We start from the raw sequence: 15550 nt of genomic DNA on the forward strand, positions 1-15550 counted from the left end.
GGGCGGGACGATCCTCCACGCCGCGCACCGCGCGATCGAGCAGCTGACCCTCGACCGCGGCGCGGCGCACCTCAAGGACGAGCTTATGCCGCGCTATGCGGAGCTTCTTTACAACGGCTTCTGGTTCAGCCCCGAGCGCGAAATGCTCCAGGCGGCGATCGACCACAGCCAGGCCCGCGTCGAGGGCGAAGTCAGGATGAAGCTCTACAAGGGCGGCACCCATATTACCGGCCGTCGTTCGCCCATGAGTCTTTACAGCGAGCGCGTCGTGACGTTCGAAGACGATGCCGGCGCCTATGACCAGCGCGATGCCGAAGGGTTCATCAAACTCAACGCACTTCGGCTGCGGCTGCTTGGCCGGCGCGATCAGGGTTGACGGCTTCTGTCGCCTTGCCGGAAAACATCGTCAGTTCCGGGCCGCGCCCGTGGTGGGAAACCCGCTGGTTTGTGGTGGCGATGGTGCTGCTGGCGTTCGTGCCGCTGCTCTACCCCCCAATCCCGCCGCTGGTCGACCTTCCGGGCCACATGGGGCGCTATCGCGTCGAGCTCGATCTTGCGCACTCGGCTTCGCTCCAGCGTTATTATCAGTTCCACTGGGCAATCATCGGCAACCTCGGAATTGACTTGCTGATCATTCCGATCGCCAAGGTTTTCGGACTCGAGCTTGGCGTGAAGCTCATCGTGATGTGCATTCCGCCGCTGACGGTCGCAGGCTTCCTGTGGGTCTCGCGAGAAGTCCATCACCGGATCCCGCCGACCGCGTTGTTCGCGTTGCCCTTCGCCTTTGGGCACCCCTTCCTCTACGGGTTCGTCAACTATTCGCTGTCGATGGCGTTCGCCTTTCTTGCCTTCGGCCTATGGCTAAGGCTCGCGCGGCTTGGGCGGACCGGTCTTCGCGCGATCGTGTTCGTTCCGATCTCGTTCCTGCTGTTCGTCACGCACACGTTCGGCTGGGGTGCGCTCGGCCTGCTCGCCTATTCCGCCGAGGTGGTTCGCCAGCACGATCTCGGCCATCGTTATCATCGAGCGCTGCTGAAAGCGCTGCCGCATGCACTGGTCCTCTCCGGTCCGTTGCTGTTGATGCTGATATGGCGTGGCGGGGCGACAAGTCAGCAAACGATTGACTGGTTCGACTGGGCAACCAAGAAACTGTGGCTTCTCTCTGCGCTTCGCGATCGCTGGCAAGCTTACGATATTCTGAGCGCAACCGTGATCCCCTTGTTCCTCATGGCGGAAACCATCCGCAACCCGCGTCTCGCCTTTTCGCGCAACCTGGCGGTCAGCGCGATCGTCCTATTGATCAGCTTTCTGATACTTCCGCGGATCGTTTTCGGCTCCGCTTTCGCTGACATGCGGCTCGCGCCATTTTTCATCGCCACACTTCTTCTGGCCATTCGCTTCAAAGGCGCGCCTGACCGGCGGTCGGCCCCGATCCTCGCCTCGATCGGCCTGTTGTTCTTCGCATCACGAATAGCCACCACGACGTTCAGCCTCGCCAAGGCCTCGAACGAGCAGCGCGAAATGCTGAAATCTCTGGATCATGTCGAGCCGGGAAGCCGGGTTCTCAGTCTCGCCGGACACCAATGCACCGACGACTGGGCGTTCGATCGCCACGATCACCTTGGCGGGATGGTCATCGTCCGCAAGTTTGGTTTTTCCAACGAACAATGGATCGTTGCCGGCGCCAATCTGCTAACTCTTCGCAACGCCTCATCATTCGGCGACTTTGCCAAGGACTCCTCTCAACAGGCCTACCCAAATGACTGCCACAATCGTCATGCGTCGATCGATCAGTCGCTGGCGACTTTTCCGCGGGCGGCGTTTGACTATGTCTGGCTGATCGATCCGCCAGCCTATTCCCATGCCACGACCGCGGGGATGCAGCTAGTCTGGCGCAGGCCCGACTCCATGTTGTATCGAGTCGTCCGATGACCGCGCTTTCAATCGTCGTGCCCTGCTTCAACGAACAGGAATGCATCCGATCTCTGCATGCGCGGGTGACCGCCGCGGCGCGCGAGCGATTCGGGGACGATTATGAAGTCGTGCTCGTCAACGACAGTTCGAAGGACGGCACTTGGGAATTGATGCGCACGCTGGCGGCTGAGGATCCGCGGCTGGTCGTGGTCAACCTGTCGCGCAACCATGGCCACCAATTGGCGCTGACCGCGGGGCTGGACCTGTGCCGCGGAGACGTCGTCCTGATCATCGACGCCGACTTGCAGGATCCGCCCGAACTAATCGGCCCGATGCTCGACCTGATGCGTCGCGAGGAGGCGGACGTTATCTACGGTGTGCGCACCAGCCGCGCCGGGGAGACGGCGTTCAAGCGCGCGGCCGCGCACGGTTTCTATCGTCTGCTGTCGCGAGCGACCGAGGTCGACATTCCGCTCGATGCCGGCGATTTTCGGCTGATCAGCCGTCGCGCACTTAATGTACTGCTGGCGATGCCCGAACAAGCGCGGTTCATTCGGGGAATGGTGGCGTGGATCGGATTTCGTCAACTGCCCTTCCCCTATCATCGCGATGAGCGCTTTGCCGGGGAGACCAAATATCCGCTGGGCAAGATGATCCGCTTCGCGCTGGATGCGCTGACTGGCTTCTCGTCGGCGCCGCTCAAGCTTGCCAGCCAGGCGGGGTTGCTGCTGTCGCTCGGCTCGCTGTTAATCTTCGCCTATATCATGCTGGGCTGGATCCGCGGTGGGACGGTCCCCGGCTGGACCTCGCTGATGCTGGTCGTAGTCGTGCTCGGCGCGGTGCAGATGTTCGTGCTTGGCCTGATGGGCGAATATATCGGACGGCTCTACAGCCAAGCCAAACAACGGCCGCTGTACATCGTCCAGGACATCATTGGCGCAGCGTATGAGCCTGGCCGCGAGCACCGTCTCGGCGTGGTCGCGTCAACCGTAGGTCCAGTGGCGGTGGAGCAGGAAGGTCAGCAGCGGGGTCAGCACGATGTTGGGAACGATCGGCCACCACGTCGGCTCGCCGAGCCGCTCGACTAGCCACCATACCCAGAAGCTGTTGGCGAGATAGCCGAGCAGATTGACGACCACGAAGCGCAGGCCGATGCGACCATGGTCGTCGCGCTCGCCGTGTCCGCGAAAGCTGATCGAGCCATGAGCGAAATAGCCGACGACGACGCCGACCACCCACGCTGTTGCGATCGCCACCAAGGGCGAGGTGAAGCGCCACTCGGCGAGGACGTAATAGATAAGCTGACCAAGCGCGGTAATCGCGGCGCCGATGACGCCATAACGCACGAGTTGGGCCAGTGCCTCGCGCCGCTCGGGGGTTTCAAACGCGCGGTCGAGCACGGCTTTCATCGCCGGAAGCGCGCCTCGACGCTGGCCTTGGCCATGGCAATCGGTTTGACCAGAGCGCGCGGGATCAGCCGCACCGCCACGCGGCGCATCGCCCATCCCAGATTGCCGCCGATCGGCAGCGCGCTTCCTTCAGCAACACGCGCATCGAGGATCGAGGGCGACAAGCGCCGCTGCCCCGCCTCATTGGCATAAATAATTGAGTTGAAGCGATACCATGGCATAACCTCGCTCGCCGTCGCGAGCCGGGGCCGGACCCAGTCGAACGCGGTGTACCCATGCTTTGCAAACAGAGCTCGCCAATATTCTGGCGGTTGCTCGTTGACGTGGTGTTCGCCGCCCTGATGGGGAACCGCCGCCGAAAAGAGGACTACGTCACCATGGCGAACCAGGCTTTCGACGAACCCGGCGGCCTTGGCGGCGGGCAAATGCTCCGCAACCTCGAGGCTTTGCACAAGATCGAAGCGGCGACCAAGGTTGAGCGGCGTCAACAAGTCGTGCGCGCGGAACATTGCCCGCGGGATAGCGAGCTGATCCGGATTTACATACTCGCCGTCGACCGCGACGACGTCAGCGACACCCGCAGCGTGCCATTCCGCAGCCCATGCACCGTGTCCGGCGCCGACATCGAGCAAGCTGGCGATAACCATCTCGCCAAGGAGAAGCCTGGACACCGCCTGCGCCGAGCGCCGCGAGCCGGCGTCGATATAGTCGTAGAAATCGCCCGAATATTGATGTTCGCTCATCACCCACCCGATTTGGTCGTTTGCCCATTGCCGACAGCGGGCTAGAGCGCGATTTCATCTTTCACGCAAGGAAGTCCCATCGTGCCCGAGTGGTTGCTGGAAAAGGTCGAGCGTCATTGGCGCTGGGTGGTAGTATCCGCCTGGCTGGGGCTGTCGGCCTACATGCTGTTTTTCGCGCGCGGTCAGATCCGGGGCTTCATGCTCGGCGATACCGACGATAATATGCGGATGAGCCAGGTCCGTGCGCTCATCGCCGGGCAGGACTGGTTCGACCTTCGCCAATACAAGATGAACCCGCCGTTCGGGGCCGATATCCACTGGTCGCGGATCGTCGACCTGCCGATCGCGGGGATGATCCTGGCGCTGCGACCGTTCATCGGCGGCGCGGACGCCGAGCGCACCGCGGTCGCCGTTGCGCCGCTGATCCCGCTTCTCCCGATGATGATCGCCTTGTCGCTGACCGCTCGCCGGCTCATCGCGCCCGCCGCTTATGTGCTGGCTATCGTCGCGCTGTTCTTCGCCGGATCGACACTCGGCATGTATACGCCCGAGCGGGTCGATCACCACGGCTGGCAACTCGCCCTGCTCGCGATTGGCGGCGCCGGGATGGCCGACCCGCGCCGCGCGCGCGGCGGGGTCGTGCTTGGGATCACCAGCGCCATCTCGCTGTCGATCGGGCTCGAGATGATCATTTACATCGCGCTGTCTGGGGTCGCGTCCGTGCTTGCCTGGGTCGCCGACCGCGACGAACGGCGGCGGCTTGCGGCGTTCGCCGTCAGCATCGGCGGCGGCTGCGCGCTCGGCTTCACCGCCTTCGCCTCCTATGCCAACCGCCTGCCGGTGTGCGACGCGCTGTCGCCGGTGTGGTTGTCCGACGCACTGGTCGCCGGAGCCTTGATGCTCGGTCTTGCCATGCTCGGAGTTGAGCGGTGGAAGATGCGCTTGTCGCTCGCGCTCGGCACCGGGGTGATCATCGCGGCATTCCACGCGCTGATGTGGCCTCACTGCCTGACCCGGCTTGAAGGCGTATCCCCAGAGGTCGCGCAACTTTGGCTGAGCCATGTCCGGGAGGCGCGGCCGGTCTGGTCGAACGGCTGGCAGGTCGCTTGCCTGATCCTCGCGCTGCCGGTTGCCGGCCTGCTTGGCTTTCCCCTCCTCGCCTGGACGGTGCGCCATGATCGCGAGCGGCTGCGCACCCTGCTTTCGGTCGCTGCGCCGTCGCTCGCCGCGACGCTGCTGCTGGCATGGCAGACGCGCACCGGGCCCGCGGCGCAGATGCTCGCGATTCCGGGCGCGATCGCCTTGCCGTGGCTGCTCGCGCCGCGCGTGTTTGCATCGAACAACAGCTTGAAGCGTGTGGTCGGAACAAGCGTTGTGGTCCTGTTGGGGCTCGGCGGGCTCGTACCGATGGTGCTCAATTTCGTCCCCGGCAAGCCGACCACGCCGCGCGAGCGGGCAATCGGCCGCGCCAACGGCCTTTGCCCGACGCTATGGGCGATGAAACCGGTCGCGCTCCTGCCAAAGGGGATCGTGTTCACCTTCGTCGACCTCGCGCCGCGACTGATCACCGTCACGCATCACAGCTCGATCGCCGGGCCCTACCACCGCAACGGCGACGCCATCGCCGACACGATGCACGCTTTCAGGGGAACGGCGGATGATGCCCATGCGATCATCCTTCGGCACCATGCGAACTATGTCCTGACCTGCCCGGCGATGTCGCAGACGACAATCTTCATGGCCGAAGCGCCGAAGGGTTTTTACGGACAGCTCGAACGCGGCGAGGTACCGCAATGGCTGCAGCCGATCCCTTTGCCCAAGGGGAACCCGCTCAAGATTTACCGCGTCGTCGGCTAGGTCAGGCCGGGGAAGCTCTGCCGGACCCCGTCGATCACGAATTGCGCGGCGAGTGCGGCGAGGATCACACCCAGGAGCCGGGTAATCATCGCTTCGAGCTTCGCCCCGATGAACCGCATGATCGGCCCGGCGGCGAGTAAGGCGAGCATCGTCAGCAGGATAACGAGCGCCATCGCAGCCAGCACGATCGCGGTCTCGGTCAGCCCCTCGGCACGCGACGTCAGCAGCATCGCGGTGGCAATCGATCCGGGACCGGCGATCATCGGGATTGCCATCGGGAATACCGAAATATCCTCGGCCCCCTCGGCCTCGACCGCGTGGGCGCGCTCCTCGCGCTTCGCGGTCCGCCGCTCGAACACCATTTCCAGTGCGATAATGAACAGCATGATCCCGCCCGCCAGGCGGAAACTGGCCAGCGTGATGCCGAGCGTGCGGAGCAATGGCCGTCCGAGCAACGCGAAGAACAGCAGGATGCCGAGCGCTATCAGCGACGAGCGGATCGCCATCTTGCGGCGATGCTCGGCGGCGGTGCCAGCCGTTAGCGAAGCGAAGATCGGCGCGCAGCCCGGCGGGTCGATGATGACGAGGAAACTGACCAGCGCCGAGGTGAATAGCGCGAGCACTTACGGGGCGACGCGCTGGTAGACGCGTTGGGCGTAGCGGCGGCCGGTCCATTGATAAACGCGCAACGTCCGCATTCCGCCCTTCTCGACCTTCCAGTCCCAGCCCAGCGTCCGATCGGCGGATTCGCCGCGTCCATAATCATTGGGAAGGGCAGCGGTGGCCGAACTGGACAGCGTCGGTGCGCTCGCGATCGGGGCGCCCGTCGGGTGGCCGGTGCAGGCGGCGCGACTGACCAGCGGGACGGGGCCGGCGGGCACGGGCTTCGCGGTCGGCTCTCCGCCATCGTAGATCCACCGCCAGCCCTTCGAACCTTTGAGCCAGACAGTCGTGAAACGCCCATGCGAGCCCGCGCCGGTCGCGCCGGGGACCGAGTAAGGCCCGGCGTTGACCGCGACCGTGCCGTCGCACGACATCACAGAGGCCGCCGGCGACCAGCTAATCGCACGGCGCGGTTCCTTGCGGTCCTTGAGGAAATCGCGTGCCCACACGACTTGCGGCGTGAACATCACCGCGTCGCGAGCGGCATATTTGCGGAACGCCGCCCACTGGCCGATGCGCTGCGCATCACGAGCGAAGGCGCGTTCGGCATCGATCGCGGTCGGGCCGGAAATCACGGGCTGTGCGACGGTCGCGGCGGCCGCAAGAAAGATGGCGATCATAGGTCGTTCTCCAGCACGAAACCCTCACGGCGCGCGGCCGAGACGAGCGTGTTGCGGATGAGGCAGGCAATGGTCATCGGCCCGACTCCACCGGGTACCGGGGTGATCGCGCCGGCAACTTGCGCAGCGGACGCGAACTCGACGTCGCCGACCAGCCGGGTCTTGCCCGGTTCAGGCCCGTCGACGCGGTTGATACCGACGTCGATCACGATTGCGCCGGGCTTGAGCCAGTCGCCCTTGACCATTTCCGGCCGACCGACCGCGGCGACGACGATGTCGGCCTGGCGCACGACCGATGCAAGATCCTTCGTCCTGCTGTGCGCGACGGTCACGGTCGCGCTGTCGCCGAGCAGCAGCAGCGCCATCGGCTTGCCGACGATATTCGACCGCCCGATGACCACGGCGCTTTTGCCCGACAGGTCGCCGAGCTCGGCGCGGAGTAGCTTGAGGCAGCCGAGCGGCGTGCAGGCGACGAACCCGGGCAGTCCGATTGCGAGCCGACCGGCATTGGTCGGGTGGAAACCGTCGACATCCTTGTCGGGGTCGATCCGGGTGATGACCTTGTTCGCGTCGATTTGCGCCGGGAGGGGAAGCTGGACGAGAATTCCGTCGACGGCAGGATCGGCATTCAGCTGGTCGACCAGGGCGAGCAGGTCCGCTTCGCTCGTGTCCGCCGGGAGTTTATGCTCGAAGCTTTGCATCCCGGCTTCGATCGTCGCCTTGCCCTTGGCGCGGACGTAGACCGAGCTTGCCGGATCCTCGCCGACGAGCACCACCGCAAGCCCCGGCGCGCGACTGGTGGCGGCCAGAAAGCGATGGACAACCCCAGCAACGCGGGCACGAAGCGTTGCGGCGGCGGCCTTGCCGTCGATCAGGCGGGCAGTCACTTTTTAGACCGTTGCACTGGTGGCGATATCCATCGCCGCGCCGGCCAGCAGTTTCTGGATAACGAGGATCAGCAGCAGCACGACCATCGGCGAGAAGTCGATCCCGCCAAAATCGGGCAGGATGCGGCGGATCGGCCGGTACAGCGGAGCGGTCAATTTCTCCAGTGCCAGCGAGATCTGGCGGACCGCAGGCGAGGAGACGTTGAGCACGTTGAAGGCGAGCAGCCAGCTGAGGATCGCCTGGACGATGATGACCCACCACAACACATTGAGCAGCAGGATGGCGATCGAAAAGAGCGAAAGGACAATGTTCATCGGCGCGTCCTAGCCGGGCGGCGAAAGCGGCACAACTCACCGCTTCCGGTCGGCGCGTCAGGGCGCAAAGCGGTTAGGTTGAGCCTCGGCGAGGATCAGCGTGAAATCGCCGGCCGGGTCGCTCCATTCGGCAACCGGGGTCCAGCCGCCGGCAAGGAGCATCAGCCTCGCGCCGCGCTGGCCATATTTGTGGCTGTTCTCGGTGTGGATCGAGGAGCCCTCAGCGAAGGCGAACCGGTGCCCCTCGATCGTGAAGGTGACATCCCGCGTGGCGCGCAAGTGCATCTCGATGCGGCCGAGCATGTCGTTCCAGCGCGCTTCATGGACGAACGCACTTGGCGGGATGGTGCCGTTGAGTTCCCGGTTCATCCGCTCGATGAGGTTGAGGTTGAACGCCGCCGTGACGCCCTCGGGGTCGTCATAGGCCGCGATCAGGCGCTCGACCGGCTTGACCCGATCCATGCCGATCAGCAGGCGCGAGCCGGTGCCGAGCAGCGCGCGGAAATGGCGCAGCAGGTCGGTCGCGCTGCGGGGAACGAAATTGCCGATCGTCGAGCCGGGGAAGAAGCCGAGCTTGGGCATCGACGCGATCTCGGCGGGAAGGGTCAGCTCCCTGGTGAAATCGGCAACGACGGGGAAGACGGGGAAATGGAACGCGTCGTCGACCACCCCGGCGCTTTCGTGGAGATAATCCCCGCTGATGTCGATAGGGACATAAGCGGCGGGATGGACCGCTTCGAGCAACAGCGGAGTCTTGGTTGCCGATCCGGCACCGAACTCGACCACTGCCAGGCCGGGGGCGAGTGCCGCTACGATCTGCGGCATGATGCGCGTGAGCAGCGCGGTCTCGGTCCGCGTCGGATAATAGGCGTCGAGCCGGGTGATTTCGTCGAACAGCTCGGAGCCTCGACGATCGTAGAGCCAACGTGCCGGGATCGACGGAATTGGCCCGGCAAGGCCATGCAGGACATCGTCGCGGAAGGCGGGATCGACCTTCTCCCAGCCAAACGCCGACACATGGGCGACGGACAACTCATCAGTCTCGAGCAAGGCGCACCCCGGTAAACTGCCAGCGCGCGGCCGGCGGGAAGAAGTTTCGATAGCTCGCGCGACTGTGGCCCCGCGGAGTCGCGCAACTCGCCCCCTTCAGGACGAATTGCCCGCACATGAACTTGCCGTTATACTCACCAACGGTGCCCTCGGCGGGCTTGAAGCCGGGGTGCGCGAGGAACGCCGAATTGGTCCATTCCCACACACCGCCGAACAGCCCGTTCTTGGGGGCGGGCACCACGCCGGTAGCAACGTCGAGCTGCTGGCCCTCGCTCGCGTCGTTCCCTTGCGCGGCGACCTCCCATTCCTCTTCGCGTGGCAGCCGGGCACCGGCCCAACGCGCATAGGCGTCGGCTTCGTAGAAACTGACGTGAGCGACCGGGGCGGCGGGGTCACGGGTCACGCGGCCGGCGAGGGTGAACTCGGTCCCATCCTTCCGCCAGTAGAGCGGGCGCGTGACGCATTCGCGCCGCACCCAGTCCCAGCCTTCGCTGAGCCACAGGGTGGCGACGGTATAGCCGCCATCGGCGATAAACTCGGCCCATGCGGAATTGCTGACAGGCCGCGAAAAGAGGGCGTGCGGGTGAACGAGCGCGCGATGCCGAGGCCGCTCGCAATCGAATGCGAAACCTTCGTCCGGCGCGCCGATCATGGCGATCCCGCCCGGATGCGAAGCCCACCCGTCATGTGGAGCGGAGCGAAGCAACTGGGCTTCCTCGCGAGGGCCGTAGGCAGGTTCGAGCGGATTAGCGGCAAACGTTGCCAGGATATCGGTCAGGAACAGCTCCTGGTGCTGTTGCTCGTGCTGGATGCCGAGCTCGACCAGCGCGCGGGCTCCGTCCGACAATGACGCCAACGCCCGATCGAGCCGTTCATCGACATGCGTCCGCCAGTCGCGGATCTCGTCGAGGCTCGGCCGACCGATCATCCCGCGGCGGTCGCGCGCAATCCGCTCGCCTTCGCCTTCGTAATAGCTGTTGAACAGATAGGCGAACCGCTCATCGAACGGCGCGATCCCAAGGTCGCGCAGCACGAACGCCTCGAAGAACCACGTCGTGTGCGCCAAATGCCATTTGGCCGGTGACGCGTCAGGGAATGGCTGGATCGTCGCTTCGGCGTCCGACAGCGGGGCGGCGAGGTCGAGCGTCAGCGTCCGGGTCGCCGCGAGGCGCTGTCCCAGATTGTCTAGCTCTCGCGGGTCGCTCCGGGTCGCCACAGCACATCGCCTTCTTCACCTGCCGCAACCGAACGCGCGGAAACGAACAAATGGTCCGACAGGCGGTTGAGATACGTCAGCGCGGGCGGATTGATGCGTTCCTCGGCAGCCAAGGCAACAATTGCCCGCTCGGCTCGCCGGACGATCGCTCGGGCGAGGTGAAGGGCGGCGACTCCCTGCGATCCGCCGGGCAGGATGAAGCTGGTCAGCGGGCCGAGCGGTTCGTTCATCGCATCGATCTCGCGCTCGAGCCGGGCGACCTGGTCAGGCACCATCCGCAAGGCCCATTCGGGGTCGGCGTTATCGGTTACCGGGGTCGCGATATCGGCGCCGAGGTCGAACATCTCGTTCTGGATGCGCAATAGCGACGGTGCCAGCGGATGATCGCCAAGGTGGGCTATGGCGAGCCCAAGCGCGCTGTTCGCCTCGTCGACGTCGCCGATCGCGACCATCCGCGCGCTCGCCTTGGAGACGCGCGTCCCGTCGACCAGCCCCGAAGTGCCTTCGTCACCGGTGCGGGTGTAAATCTTGTTGAGCTTGACCAGACTAGCGGCCCCGCGCCCCGGACAGCATCAGGATCACTGCGACGATGGCGATGGCGATGCCCTGATAGAGCACGCGTTTGCGCATCCATGCCTGCTGTTTCGCGCCGCCATTGTCTTTTCCCGAGGCCATCGCGATGACGCCGCGCACGAGGACATAGGCGGTCGCGCCCATGGCGGCGACGAGGAGCAGGATGAGCAGGATGTTCATGCTCGACTATCTAGGCGTTCGACCAGGAGAATCCTAGGGGCAGTTGCCCGGCAAGAAGGTCGCGCGCGAGGACGGAGCCGTCGACGCCGTCCGCGCGCATTGCGGCAAGGGTCGGCGCCCGGTCGCGTTTGGCGAGGCGGCCGCCATCGGCGTGGGTGACGAGGCGGTGGTGGAGATAGGTCGGCTGAGGCAGACCGAGGAGCAGCTGCAGTATTCGCTGGACCGGGGTCGAGGCGCGCAAGTCGGCGCCGCGCACGACCAGCGTCACGCCCGACGCCGCATCGTCGACGATGCAGGCAAGGTGGTAGGCGGCCGGCGCGTCCTTGCGGGCGAGAATGACGTCGTCGAAATCGGCGGCCGCGGCGGTACAGACGGTTCCATCCTCCTCGCGCCAGCTCGGCAGGCCGATGCGCCCGATCGCCCTGGCAGCATCGAGCCGCCAGCTGTGCGGGCCAGCGGCGCGACGCTCCGGATCATCGGGCAGGCCGCGACAGGTGCCGGGATAATGCACCGACGCGCCATGTGGCGCGCTCAGGGCAGCGGCGATATCGGCCCGGGTGCAAAAGCAGGGATAGACCAGGCCCTGCCCGCGCAACTCGTCCAGCGCGGCGGCATAGTGATTAGTTCGTCGCGACTGGACCAAAGGCACGGCATCGGGCGCAATGCCCAACCACGCGAGATCCTCGTTGATCGCGTCGATGAATTCGGGCCGACTGCGGCCAGGATCGAGATCCTCGATCCGGAGCAGGAACCGATCCCCCCTCGCCCGCGCAAGCACCGCTGAAAAAGCGTGGCCAAGGTGCAGCAGCCCGGTCGGAGACGGTGCAAACCGGCTGGTCGTCATTCCTCCTCCCTCTTCCCGAGAGGAATTACTTGACGAGGAATCATCGCGCGTGCTGTCATGACCATGTCACGCTGGCTTGGCATCCAGCGCGTCACAAGGGAAGCGGGCTCGAACGCCCTCTCCTCCTTGCGTGCGACGGGGCCGGGGAGCGATGTTCGGGTCAACCGGACGAAAGGCTCTGTGCACTCGTGTACCACACCGACCTCCTGCGCCATCCGGACAGTTGTCCGGCACTCGTGCTCAACGCCGATTACACCCCACTGAGCTATTATCCCCTCAGTCTGTGGCCGTGGCAGACTGCGGTGAAGTCGATGTTCCTCGAACGGGTTGATGTGGTCGCCCTCTATGACCGCGAGGTGCATTCGCCGACGCGGGCGGTCAAGCTGCCCTCGGTCATCGCGCTGCGCCAGTTCGTCCGGCCCAACGAACATCCCGCTTTCACCCGGTTCAACCTGTTCCTCCGCGACCGCTTCCGCTGCGTCTATTGCGGATCTCACCGCGAGCTAACCTTCGATCATGTCCTCCCCCGCGCACAGGGCGGCCGCACGGCGTGGGAAAATGTCGCGACCGCCTGCGCGCCGTGCAACCTCAAGAAAGGCGGCCGCACTCCGCGCCAGGCGCAGATGCCGATCCATCGCGAGCCGATCCGTCCGACCAGCTGGCAGCTGCAGGACCATGGCAAGAGCTTCCCGCCCAACTATCTCCACCAGAGCTGGCGCGATTATCTCTACTGGGATGTCGAATTGGAGGCATGACGCCTGCGCTCCTGCAAAAATGGCGGTTACTCTAATTCTGCCTTAACCATTTGTGTTTATCGCGGCGGGATGGCTTCGACCGTGCCACCTCCGATCCCGAATTCGCGCTTCGACGCGCCACGCATCCTGCTCGTCGAGCCGGGGCGCAGCGCAATGGGCGTGCTCGCACGGCGGCTGGGCGAGGCAGGTTATCGCGTCGCCGCGGCCGAAAGCGCGCAATCAGCCGTGGCCGAGCTGCACCGTTTCCCGGTCGATCTCGTCCTCGCCGAACTGTCAATGCCACTGATGAGCGGGACCGAACTGACGCGCCTGATCCGCGACGATAGCGGGATGCGCGACCTTCCGGTGATCCTGATCAGCGCGCGGAGCGACCGCACTGGCACGGTCCGCGCGCTCGAAGCGGGCGCGGACGATGTCGTCGTCAAGCCGTTCCATCATGAAATTCTGCTGGCGCGCATCGCCCGCCTGTTGACCCGCGCGCGCGCGCTGAAGGAGCTGCGCGCCGACAATGCTGCGCTCGACGCGCGAGTGGTGACGAGGGCGCTCCAACTCGGCGACATGCGCGCCGCGCTGGCTGAAAGCGAGAGCGAGCGAACACGGTTGGCAGGGTCGGTGCGCAACACTTAACCCCTTCCCGCTTCGGGGGAAGGGGCGAGATCCTTACCGCCCCGCCATATATTCCCGGATGCGCGGCGCGAGGTCTTCGCGGTCCATCGCGATCGCCAGGTTGGCGAGCACGAACCCCGCCTTGTCGCCGCAGTCATGGCGCACCGCATCGACCTTTAACGCGTGGAACGGTTGCTTGCCGATCAGCTTGGCCATCGCGTCGGTCAGCTGGATTTCTCCCCCCGCGCCGGTTTCCTTCGCGTCGAGGATGTCCATCACCTCGGGCTGGAGAATGTAGCGGCCGATGATCGCGAGTCGCGACGGCGCAACCTCGGGGGAGGGCTTTTCCACCAGTCCCTTCACCTCGGTAAGGTTACCGCGCGTCTCACCCGGGGTGACGATGCCGTAGCTGGCAGTCTTCTCCGGCGCGACTTCCTCGGCGCAGACGATGTTTCCGCCGACCTGATTATAGGCCTCGACCATCTGGCGGAGTGCGCCGCCGACCATCAGATCGTCGGGCAGGATCACCGCAAACGGTTCGTCGCCGACGATGTGGCGGGCACACCATACCGCATGACCCAGGCCGAGCGGTTGCTGCTGGCGGACCGAGATCAGCTCGCCCGGGGTGGTGCGCGAGCTGTCGAGCGCGGCGCGGCTCTTGCCGGCCTTCTCCATCGTCGCTTCGAGCTCGAACCCCAGGTCGAAATAATCGACGAGGCTGGACTTGCCGCGGCCGGTAACGAAAATCAGCTGCTCAATCCCTGCATCGCGCGCTTCGTCGACTGCATATTGGATCAGCGGGCGGTCGACGACGGTCAGCATTTCCTTGGGCATCGTCTTGGTCGCGGGGAGCAGGCGGGTGCCTAGGCCGGCGACGGGGAAGACGGCCTTTCTGACGGGACGGAACCTGGTCATTTGGGGGTCGTGACCTGCTCGGTTGGAGTAAGCGGCGGCGTTGCGCCCGCCGGAAGCGTCGGGGCGCCGCCATCGGGTGGGGGCAGGTCGAACCGGTCGGCCCTGCGCGGAGCCGAGCGGCGCGTCAGCTCGTCGACCCGCTGCGGTGCGGCGTCGGTGCGGGGACGGAGCAAGTCTTCGGCCGTCGGGATCGTGGCCGCCGTTGCCGGCCTCACAGGGAGGCGCTGACCCGGCGCGGGCTCGAGTTCGGCGACCTTACCGCAACCGGCAACGAGCAACACGGCACCGATCAGGAGGATAGGCTTCATTATTTGCTCCGCGCCGCAGCGATCGCCTCTTGTACCCGGACGGGCGCGGTCCCGCCAGCCGAGGTTCGCGAGGCGACCGATGATTCGACCGCCAGGCAGGGCAGCGCGTCGTGCGTGATGCGCGGATCGACCGCCTGCAGCTCGGCCAGGGTCAAGTCGTCCAGTGGCTTGCCCGCGGCCTCGGCGGCGGCGACAGCGCGCCCGGCAATGTGATGCGCCTCGCGGAACGGCACGTCCGCTTCGCGTGCCAGCCAGTCGGCGAGGTCGGTTGCGGTGGCGTGGCCGGCGGCAGCGGCGGTCCGCATCTTCTCCGGCACGAACTCGAGGTCGGCGATCATCCCCGCCATCGCCGCCAGGCTCAGCGACAGCAGGTCGTGCGCATCGAACACCACCGGCTTGTCGTCCTGCAAGTCTTTGGCGTAGGCTAGGGGGAGGCCCTTCAACAATACGAGCATTCCGACCAGGTCGCCGATGATCCGCGCCGAGTGGCCGCGAACCAGCTCCGCCGCGTCGGGATTGCGCTTGTTCGGCATGATCGACGAGCCGGTCGACCAGGCATCGGGTAGCCTGACGAAGCCGAACGGCTGCGACGCCCACAGGATGATTTCCTCCGCCAGCCGCGAACAATGCACTGCTGTTAAAGCCGCAGAATGAAGGTAATCGACGGCGAAATCACGGTCCGAGACGGCGTCCAG

General features: G+C 65.4%; 19 protein-coding genes and 1 pseudogene. 6 read left to right on the forward strand and 14 right to left on the reverse strand.

Features of this window, described 5'->3' with window-relative positions:
• From Q0R27_RS01360 to Q0R27_RS01370, 3 genes and pseudogenes are all read left to right on the forward strand, one after another.
• Positions 1 to 376, forward strand: a pseudogene (locus tag Q0R27_RS01360) (argininosuccinate synthase domain-containing protein); the annotation flags it as partial.
• Entirely contained in the window at positions 373 to 1932 is a 1560-nt protein-coding gene (locus Q0R27_RS01365; protein ID WP_293940296.1) for a hypothetical protein, read from the forward strand. The pseudogene Q0R27_RS01360 and the gene Q0R27_RS01365, both read left to right, overlap by 4 nt.
• Positions 1929 to 3002 (forward strand): glycosyltransferase family 2 protein, encoded by a 1074-nt coding sequence (locus Q0R27_RS01370; RefSeq protein ID WP_293940297.1) that lies wholly within the window; start codon positions 1929 to 1931, stop codon positions 3000 to 3002. Before Q0R27_RS01365 ends, Q0R27_RS01370 begins: the two co-directional genes overlap by 4 nt.
• Here the strand turns inward: Q0R27_RS01370 and Q0R27_RS01375 are convergent.
• Together Q0R27_RS01375 and Q0R27_RS01380 are read right to left on the reverse strand one after the other, a co-directional pair.
• On the reverse strand, positions 2898 to 3323 hold the full coding sequence (locus tag Q0R27_RS01375; protein WP_293940298.1) for a GtrA family protein: 426 nt from the start codon (positions 3321 to 3323) through the stop codon (positions 2898 to 2900). The two genes, Q0R27_RS01370 and Q0R27_RS01375, sit on opposite strands and share 105 nt — an antisense overlap.
• Positions 3320 to 4066, reverse strand: a complete 747-nt coding sequence (locus Q0R27_RS01380) for a methyltransferase domain-containing protein (protein WP_293940299.1) — start codon at positions 4064 to 4066, stop codon at positions 3320 to 3322. The genes Q0R27_RS01375 and Q0R27_RS01380 overlap by 4 nt, the downstream gene beginning before the upstream one ends.
• An 81-nt stretch (positions 4067 to 4147) precedes the next feature.
• On the opposite strand from Q0R27_RS01380, the gene Q0R27_RS01385 reads away from it, so the two are divergent.
• Positions 4148 to 5923, forward strand: a complete 1776-nt coding sequence (locus tag Q0R27_RS01385; RefSeq protein WP_293940300.1) for an AcrB/AcrD/AcrF family protein — start codon at positions 4148 to 4150, stop codon at positions 5921 to 5923.
• Here the strand turns inward: Q0R27_RS01385 and Q0R27_RS01390 are convergent.
• The 9 genes from Q0R27_RS01390 to gluQRS form a co-directional block, all read right to left on the reverse strand.
• Positions 5920 to 6546, reverse strand: coding sequence for a MarC family protein (locus Q0R27_RS01390; protein ID WP_293940301.1), 627 nt, complete (start codon positions 6544 to 6546; stop codon positions 5920 to 5922). The genes Q0R27_RS01385 and Q0R27_RS01390 overlap by 4 nt on opposite strands.
• Positions 6547 to 7206, reverse strand: coding sequence for a hypothetical protein (locus Q0R27_RS01395; RefSeq protein WP_293940302.1), 660 nt, complete (start codon positions 7204 to 7206; stop codon positions 6547 to 6549). It abuts the gene before it with no gap.
• A complete protein-coding gene (gene folD, locus Q0R27_RS01400) occupies positions 7203 to 8093 on the reverse strand; it encodes a bifunctional methylenetetrahydrofolate dehydrogenase/methenyltetrahydrofolate cyclohydrolase FolD (protein WP_293940303.1) in 891 nt (296 codons plus the stop codon). The genes Q0R27_RS01395 and folD overlap by 4 nt, the downstream gene beginning before the upstream one ends.
• 3 nt (positions 8094 to 8096) lie before the next feature.
• Positions 8097 to 8402 (reverse strand): YggT family protein, encoded by a 306-nt coding sequence (locus Q0R27_RS01405; protein WP_293940313.1) that lies wholly within the window; start codon positions 8400 to 8402, stop codon positions 8097 to 8099.
• Positions 8403 to 8465: 63 nt separating this feature from the next.
• On the reverse strand, positions 8466 to 9458 hold the full coding sequence (gene egtD / locus Q0R27_RS01410; RefSeq protein ID WP_293940304.1) for an L-histidine N(alpha)-methyltransferase: 993 nt from the start codon (positions 9456 to 9458) through the stop codon (positions 8466 to 8468).
• Complete coding sequence (gene egtB / locus Q0R27_RS01415) at positions 9445 to 10674, reverse strand: ergothioneine biosynthesis protein EgtB (protein WP_293940305.1); 1230 nt, start codon at positions 10672 to 10674, stop codon at positions 9445 to 9447. Before egtB ends, egtD begins: the two co-directional genes overlap by 14 nt.
• Positions 10644 to 11219 (reverse strand): cob(I)yrinic acid a,c-diamide adenosyltransferase, encoded by a 576-nt coding sequence (locus Q0R27_RS01420; RefSeq protein ID WP_293940314.1) that lies wholly within the window; start codon positions 11217 to 11219, stop codon positions 10644 to 10646. The genes egtB and Q0R27_RS01420 overlap by 31 nt, the downstream gene beginning before the upstream one ends.
• A 1-nt stretch (position 11220) precedes the next feature.
• Positions 11221 to 11427, reverse strand: coding sequence for an HIG1 domain-containing protein (locus Q0R27_RS01425; RefSeq protein WP_293940306.1), 207 nt, complete (start codon positions 11425 to 11427; stop codon positions 11221 to 11223).
• Positions 11428 to 11437: 10 nt separating this feature from the next.
• Complete coding sequence (gluQRS, locus tag Q0R27_RS01430; RefSeq protein WP_293940307.1) at positions 11438 to 12271, reverse strand: tRNA glutamyl-Q(34) synthetase GluQRS; 834 nt, start codon at positions 12269 to 12271, stop codon at positions 11438 to 11440.
• Positions 12272 to 12459: 188 nt separating this feature from the next.
• On the opposite strand from gluQRS, the gene Q0R27_RS01435 reads away from it, so the two are divergent.
• Complete coding sequence (locus Q0R27_RS01435) at positions 12460 to 13026, forward strand: HNH endonuclease (protein ID WP_293940308.1); 567 nt, start codon at positions 12460 to 12462, stop codon at positions 13024 to 13026.
• Positions 13027 to 13107: 81 nt separating this feature from the next.
• Positions 13108 to 13653 carry a response regulator gene (locus Q0R27_RS01440; RefSeq protein ID WP_293940309.1) on the forward strand — a complete coding sequence of 182 codons (546 nt, stop codon included), beginning with the start codon at positions 13108 to 13110 and terminating at the stop codon, positions 13651 to 13653.
• A gap of 33 nt (positions 13654 to 13686) precedes the next feature.
• On the opposite strand, the gene Q0R27_RS01445 is transcribed toward Q0R27_RS01440, so the two are convergent.
• The 3 genes from Q0R27_RS01445 to argH form a co-directional block, all read right to left on the reverse strand.
• A complete protein-coding gene (locus Q0R27_RS01445; protein ID WP_293940310.1) occupies positions 13687 to 14547 on the reverse strand; it encodes a UTP--glucose-1-phosphate uridylyltransferase in 861 nt (286 codons plus the stop codon).
• On the reverse strand, positions 14544 to 14855 hold the full coding sequence (locus Q0R27_RS01450) for a hypothetical protein (protein ID WP_293940311.1): 312 nt from the start codon (positions 14853 to 14855) through the stop codon (positions 14544 to 14546). The genes Q0R27_RS01445 and Q0R27_RS01450 overlap by 4 nt, the downstream gene beginning before the upstream one ends.
• The coding region (argH, locus tag Q0R27_RS01455) for an argininosuccinate lyase (protein ID WP_293940312.1) at positions 14855 to 15550 on the reverse strand (696 nt) is incomplete at its 5' end. The genes argH and Q0R27_RS01450, both read right to left, overlap by 1 nt.

It is taken from the genome of Sphingomonas sp. (genome assembly GCF_025362505.1).
Taxonomy (GTDB): domain Bacteria; phylum Pseudomonadota; class Alphaproteobacteria; order Sphingomonadales; family Sphingomonadaceae; genus Sphingomicrobium.